This window comes from Plasticicumulans sp., assembly GCF_035331805.1.
Classification (GTDB): Bacteria; Pseudomonadota; Gammaproteobacteria; order Competibacterales; family Competibacteraceae; genus Plasticicumulans.
In genome coordinates, this window is record NZ_DAOLKE010000222.1 from 1 (window position 1) to 5,904 (window position 5,904).

Annotated in this window: 7 protein-coding genes; 3 read left to right on the plus strand and 4 right to left on the minus strand. The window is 69.7% G+C overall.

Features of this window, described 5'->3' with window-relative positions:
- From PKE44_RS13770 to PKE44_RS13780, 3 genes are all read right to left on the minus strand, one after another.
- Positions 1-753: DNA-binding domain-containing protein (locus PKE44_RS13770; RefSeq protein WP_324552154.1), on the minus strand; the 753-nt coding region annotated here is incomplete at its 3' end.
- 1 nt (position 754) lies between these two features.
- Positions 755-1,579, minus strand: coding sequence for a DUF692 domain-containing protein (locus PKE44_RS13775; RefSeq protein WP_324552156.1), 825 nt, complete (start codon positions 1,577-1,579; stop codon positions 755-757).
- A 114-nt stretch (positions 1,580-1,693) separates the two neighbouring features.
- Positions 1,694-1,960, minus strand: a complete 267-nt coding sequence (locus PKE44_RS13780) for a hypothetical protein (RefSeq protein WP_324552158.1) — start codon at positions 1,958-1,960, stop codon at positions 1,694-1,696.
- A 394-nt stretch (positions 1,961-2,354) separates the two neighbouring features.
- Here PKE44_RS13780 and PKE44_RS13785 point away from each other — a divergent pair, with 394 nt between their 5' ends.
- From PKE44_RS13785 to PKE44_RS13795, 3 genes are all read left to right on the plus strand, one after another.
- Positions 2,355-3,329 (plus strand): SPFH domain-containing protein, encoded by a 975-nt coding sequence (locus PKE44_RS13785; RefSeq protein WP_324552160.1) that lies wholly within the window; start codon positions 2,355-2,357, stop codon positions 3,327-3,329.
- On the plus strand, positions 3,326-3,787 hold the full coding sequence (locus PKE44_RS13790) for an NfeD family protein (protein WP_324552162.1): 462 nt from the start codon (positions 3,326-3,328) through the stop codon (positions 3,785-3,787). The genes PKE44_RS13785 and PKE44_RS13790 overlap by 4 nt, the downstream gene beginning before the upstream one ends.
- Positions 3,788-3,859: 72 nt before the next feature.
- On the plus strand, positions 3,860-4,522 hold the full coding sequence (locus PKE44_RS13795; RefSeq protein ID WP_324552164.1) for a ribonuclease T2: 663 nt from the start codon (positions 3,860-3,862) through the stop codon (positions 4,520-4,522).
- A gap of 90 nt (positions 4,523-4,612) precedes the next feature.
- On the opposite strand, the gene PKE44_RS13800 is transcribed toward PKE44_RS13795, so the two are convergent.
- A complete protein-coding gene (locus tag PKE44_RS13800; RefSeq protein WP_324552166.1) occupies positions 4,613-5,506 on the minus strand; it encodes a hypothetical protein in 894 nt (297 codons plus the stop codon).
- Between the last annotated feature and the right edge of the window lie 398 nt (positions 5,507-5,904).

Below are 5,904 nucleotides of genomic sequence, written 5' to 3' on the forward strand. Positions count from 1 at the left end.
GGCGCACAGCGCCGTGACCGCCGCGGCGGCGACTTCCTGCTGCGGCAGCCGCGCGCAGAGCGTCTCGCAGATCGTCGCGAAGTCATCGCCGGCGAGGGCGGCATCGAGCACCGCGGCCTCGGCGACCGGCAGCGACACGTACTGCGTCATCAGGTCGGGCGCGCGCCACACCGCCCATTCGATTGGCGCCTCGCTCCGGCGCGGCGCGCGCGCCTCGGCGCCGGCGCGCATTTCCGCCCACAGCGCCGGCACGTCCCAGCCGAGCGTCAGCCGGGTCAGCGCCGGATGCGCGAGCGGCACCAGCTCGCCCCAGCCGGCCGGATCGATCGCCGCCAGCGCCTCGGTGCCGGGCTGCGGCGCGTCGGCGGCATCGAGCGCATCGGCGAGCGCGCGCTCGAAGCGCAGCATCTCCTGCGCCACCGCCGGCAGCCGCTCGGGTTCGTCCTGCAGCCAGTCCGGCAGCGCCGCCGAGAAATCGCGCGCCGAGCGGTACACCGACGGCCGCGCGCGCGCGTAATCGAGCACCAGCGCCGCGAAGGCGTCCTCGCCGATCAGCGTCTGCAGGCCGGCGTAATCGTGCGTGCAGACCTCGACCAGCCGCAGCCGGTAGGCCTCGTGGTACACCGCCAGCCGGCGCGCGGCCGGCAGCGCCGGCGTGGCGCGCACCCACTCGGCGACCGCCGGATCGTCATCGAGCACGTGGCGCTGGAAGGCATCGAGCAGCGGCGCGAGGCCGGGCAGGTTCGCACTCATCTCAGGCGGCCTCGGCGAGGGCGTGGCGCGCGATCGCGCGCGCGTGATCGAGTTCGGCGAGCAGCTCGGCGAGCGGCGGGATGCGGTCGTCGCGCTCGATCATCGCCGGCACCGGCCCGTAGCGGCGCACGGCCTCGGCGTACAGCGCCCAGACCGGATCGGCGACCGGGTGGTCGTGGGTGTCGATGACGAGTTCGCCGAGATCGAGGTGGCCGGCCAGATGGTGCTGGCGGATGCGCGCCGCCGGCACGCCATCGAGGTATTCGAGCGGGTCGTAGCCGTGGTTGCGGGCGCCGACGTGGATGTTGTTGATGTCGAGCAGGATCAGGCAGTCGGCCGCCTCGGCGACCGCGCTCAGGAACTGCCACTCGGTCAGCGGCGCGTGCGCGAACTCGGCGTAGCTCGACACGTTTTCGAGCAGGATCTGCCGGCCGAGAACGTCCTGCACCTCGCGCACGCGCGCCGCGACGTGCGCGACCGCCTCCTCGGTATAGGGCAGCGGCAGCAGGTCGTGCAGGTTCAGGCCGTGGGCACCGGTCCAGCACAGGTGATCGGAAATCCACTCGGGTTCGACGCGCGCTGCCAGCGCCTTCACGGCCTGCAGATAATCGCGATCGAGCGGTGCGGTCGAACCGATCGACAGCGATACCCCATGCAGCACCAGCGGGTAGTGCTCGCGCACGCGCGTGAGCCACGAAAGCGGCTTGCCGCCGGGCACGAGGTAGTTCTCGGTCAGCGCCTCGAACCAGTCGACGGCCGGGTGCGTGGCGAGGATGTCCGCGTAATGGTCGGGGCGCAGGCCCAGACCGAAGCCGGTCAGCGACATGGTCGGCAGCTCGTGGCAGCAGGGTGGAACAGCGGGAAAGCGAAAACGGAAAAGCGGGGAAGCGGAAAAACCGCGCGGCGGGCGCCCGGGACCGGGGCGCCCGCCGCCGGTGCATCAGAGGATCGGCTTGCCGCCCTTGGACGAGCACTCCTGCGCCGAGGAGGTGTTGATCCAGCCCTGGCCCTTGCAGGCGTTCTGGCCCTTGCAGGAGTTGTGCTCGCCGGCGCAGGCCGACTGGCCCTTGCAGGCATTGGCGCCGAGACACTTGACCTCGCCGTCGGCGGCGCTGGCGAGGGTCGGGGCGATCAGGCCGCCGGCGAACAGCGCGGCAGCGGCGGCGGCGAGGGCATAACCGGTACGGACGTTGGTCGTGGTGCTCATGGTCTTGATCTCCGGATGCAACGTGGAATGGCAGGCTTGTGGTGGTGTGTGCGGACTGCTTTCGGGTCGGCGCCGGCGTGCTGCCGGTCGACACCCCGTATTCGCAGCCGCTGCGCCGGTGGATGCGCGGGCCGTGGAATTATTTTTGAAGAAAAATCTTCCGGGTCCCGCGCGCCCGGCCGGCGGGCGCGGCGCAAGCCGGCTGTTTCACGCGCCATGCCAGCGGCGTCGCACCCGCGCCAACAATAGCTTGCGTGTGCCGGCCTGCCGCGGTGGCCGCTCCGGGCCGCGGCCGGTCGTGGTCGGCCGTGTCCGACCGTGGCCGGTCGCGGCAGCCGCGGCCGGCGGCGTTTGCTAGGGTCTGCGCATCGTCCACCACTCGGGAGAACGCATCATGGTGATCAGCGGCTTCGGGGTTTTCGTCATCGGCCTCGTGATCCTGATGATCCTGCTGCTCGTGCTCGGCGTGTGCTCGGTGCCGCAGGGCATGGAGTACACGGTCGAGCGCTTCGGTGCCTACAAGCGCACGCTCGACCCGGGGCTGAACTTCATCATCCCGGTCGTCGATCGCATCGGCCGGCGCATGAACATGATGGAGCAGGTGCTCGACGTGCCCTCGCAGGAGATCATCACCAAGGACAACGCCATGATCCGCGTCGACGGCGTGGTGTTCTTCCAGGTGCTCGACGCCGCGCGCGCCGCGTACGAGGTCAGCAACCTCGAATTCGCGACGCTGAACCTGACCATGACCAACATCCGCACGGTCATGGGCTCGATGGACCTCGACGAGCTGCTCTCCAAGCGCGACGAGATCAACGCCCGGCTGCTGACCGTCGTCGACGAGGCCACCGCGCCCTGGGGCCTCAAGGTCACGCGCATCGAGATCAAGGACATCGCGCCGCCGATGGACCTCGTCGATTCGATGGCCCGGCAGATGAAGGCCGAGCGCGACAAGCGCGCCGCGATCCTCGAAGCCGAAGGCAAGCGCCAGTCCGAGATCCTCAAGGCCGACGGCCTCAAGCAGGCGGCGATCCTCGAAGCCGAGGGCCGGCGCGAATCGGCCTTCCGCGATGCCGAGGCGCGCGAACGCATGGCCCAGGCCGAGGCCCGCGCCACGCAGATGGTCTCCGAGGCCATCGCCGCCAACGGCGCGCAGGCCGTCAACTACTTCGTCGCGCAGAAGTACGTCGATGCGCTCGCGCAGATCGGCCGCGCCCCGAACCAGAAGGTGATCCTGATGCCGCTCGACACCACCGGCGTGCTCGGCTCGATCGCCGGCATCGCCGAACTCGCGCAGGAAGCCATGAAGGAGCGCGCCGCGCCGCCGGTGGCCGGCCGCGTGCCGCCGCAGCCCGGACAGCCCTCATGATCAGCCTGCCGCTGCTCGACCCGCCGTACTGGAACTGGTGGCTGCTCGCCGTCGTGCTGATGGCGCTGGAGATGGTCGCGCCCGGCTTCTTCTTCCTGTGGATGGGCATCGCCGCCGCTCTGGTCGGCGTGCTGCTCGCCGGCTTTCCGGGGCTGCCGGTCGAATGGCAGTGGCTGATCTTCGCGCTGCTGTCGGTCGGCGCGATCGTCGGCTGGCAGTTCTGGCAGCGCCGCCACCCCTCCGAGACCGACACCCCGACGCTGAACCGCCGCGGCGCACAGGCCGTCGGCCGCATCCTCGTGCTCGATCAGCCGATCGTCGCCGGCAGCGGCCGCGCAAAGCTCGGCGACTCGACCTGGCCGATCCGCGGCCCCGACCTGCCGGCCGGCACGCGCGTGCGCGTCGTCGCCGTTGACGGCACGGTGCTGCGCGTCGAGGCACTGGCCGGCGACGGCTGAATCCGGCCCCGGCCGGCGCGCTTTCCTTCCCGGCCCCCCGACCCTGCCAGCAAGGCCCCGGAGGCCGCTGCCATGACTGCCCGATCGCTGCTGTGCCGCCGCGTGCTCTGCCTGCCGGTGCTGCTGCTCGTCACAGCACTCGCCGGAGCGCGCGAGCCGTACGGTTTCCGCGCCGGCGTGTTCGATGACTACCTGCTGGCGCTGTCCTGGTCGCCGACCTACTGCCTGACGCACGCGGACGATGCCGGCCAGTGCGGCGCGAGCAAGGGCTATGGCTTCGTGCTGCACGGCCTGTGGCCGCAGAACCGCTCCGGGCCGTATCCGCAGGACTGCGCAACCCGCGAAAGCCTGACGCCGGAAGCAACCGCCTTCGGCGCGACGATCTTTCCGAGCCGCAGCCTGATCGCGCACGAATGGCAGAAGCACGGCAGCTGCAGCGGGCTGGATGCGCTGGGCTATTTCCGCCTCGCCGACCAGGCGCGCACCGCCATCCGCGTGCCCGACGTGTTCGAAAGCCCGCGCCGGGCGCAGACGACGACGGCCGCCGGCATCGTCGCCGCCTTCGTCAGCGCCAATCCCGGCCTGCCGGCAGCGGCCGTCGTGCCGGTCTGCCGGGGCATGGTGTTCGCGGAACTGCGCATCTGTCTCGACCGGCAGCTGTCGCCGCTCGCGTGCGCAGGCAACGTGCGCAGCAACTGCGGGTCGCGCCCGGTACGGGTGCCGGCGGCACGCTGAGAAGGCACTGCCGGTGATCGGCATGAAGAACTGTACCGGCGAAGTCCGGCCCCACTGCCGGCGTCCGGATTCGTGTGAGGCCCGCGCCGTTCATTCCTCGCCGTAGGTATACGGCAGCTCCGGCCCCCAGCCCGCCGGCGGGCCGAGGAAGTAAATGCGTTCGTTGGCGCCGGTCTGCGCGTAAATCAGCCCCTTGGCGATGCCCGAGGACTGGATCGTCGCAAAGCGCACGTTGACGCCGTCGCTGCCGAATTTCGAGGCGGCCCCGCTCGATTCGGCAATCTCCAGCTGCGTGATTTTGTCGCCGCCGCCGCTGACGCTGTTGACGAGGCCGATGTGGAAGGCTTCCGAGCCGGTGCCTTCGATCAGCGTGCCGCTGCTGTCGCGCTGCTTGGCGATGTCCGGGTCATCGCCCTTGATGTCCTTGAAAAAGATCGCCGCATCGCCGGGGCTGATTTCACCGGCCGACTTGCGCCGGCGCGCGCGTACGTCCGGCCACAGATGGCTGTCGGACCAGAAGGTGCGCGGCAGAAAGCCGAGGCTGCCGACCGGCTGGGTATCGGCCATGTGCGGCACGCCCTCGCCCCAGTAGGCCGCGACGAAACCGCCGCAATCGACGCCGAGATTGTCCGAGCAGTATTTGTAGACGGTATCCGGATTGGTCAGGCCGAGTTCCGAGGCGAGCTGCAGGGTTTCCTGGATTTCCCACGGGCAGGCCTTGCCGATGAAGCAGCGGCGGATCGACAGGTTGATGTAATCGTAATCGTTGTAATTGAAAGTCTTGGCCGTCGTGAACTTCGGATCGACCTGCGCGAGCCGGCTCATGAAACGCTGGTGGGCCAGCTGCGCATTCGGGGACTGCGGCTTCTTGCCGCTTTGCAGGTAATGCAGGATCGGCGTGCCGGTGAAACTCCAGTCACTGCCATCGAGAATCCACGTGAACAGGTCGACGTAGGCGTTCACGAACTGAGCCGGAAGATACATGGCGATGACCTCATGCCGGCGGCTGAAGGGTCAGGGTCGTTCCTCCTGAACGGGCACGGATCGAAGCCGCCCGGATCGCCCGCTGCCCGGAAAGACGGTAGACGCGAAACCCCGGGCCGACACTCCGGCGCCTGCCGTAAGCGCCGGATTTCGCCAGCGCCTGAGGACGCGAGGCCGCCACCTGGCGGCGGGCGCCGGCGTGTCCGGCCGGGCAGGGGCGGGGTCATGCGGCCGGTCGCAGGGGGCGTCACCCTCTCCCGAACTGCCTTTTTCGACTCATTTTGGGGCGCCGTCGCCCTAAAATGAGTCGGCGTCGATAGTTGAAGAGTCGACGCCGATGTTTCAAGTGTCGGCACGGGTACTTGAACTGCTGCCGACGGCCTTCCGGAGGCCGGTGC

What these genes read in the sequence shown, in the direction of transcription:
- PKE44_RS13775 (WP_324552156.1), bottom strand. Translation starts at nt 1,579, where the DNA reads ATGTCGCTGACCGGCTTCGGTCTGGGCCTGCGCCCCGACCATTACGCG.
- PKE44_RS13780 (WP_324552158.1), bottom strand. Translation starts at nt 1,960, where the DNA reads ATGAGCACCACGACCAACGTCCGTACCGGTTATGCCCTCGCCGCCGCC.
- PKE44_RS13785 (WP_324552160.1), top strand. Translation starts at nt 2,355, where the DNA reads ATGGTGATCAGCGGCTTCGGGGTTTTCGTCATCGGCCTCGTGATCCTG.
- PKE44_RS13790 (WP_324552162.1), top strand. Translation starts at nt 3,326, where the DNA reads ATGATCAGCCTGCCGCTGCTCGACCCGCCGTACTGGAACTGGTGGCTG.
- PKE44_RS13795 (WP_324552164.1), top strand. Translation starts at nt 3,860, where the DNA reads ATGACTGCCCGATCGCTGCTGTGCCGCCGCGTGCTCTGCCTGCCGGTG.
- PKE44_RS13800 (WP_324552166.1), bottom strand. Translation starts at nt 5,506, where the DNA reads ATGTATCTTCCGGCTCAGTTCGTGAACGCCTACGTCGACCTGTTCACG.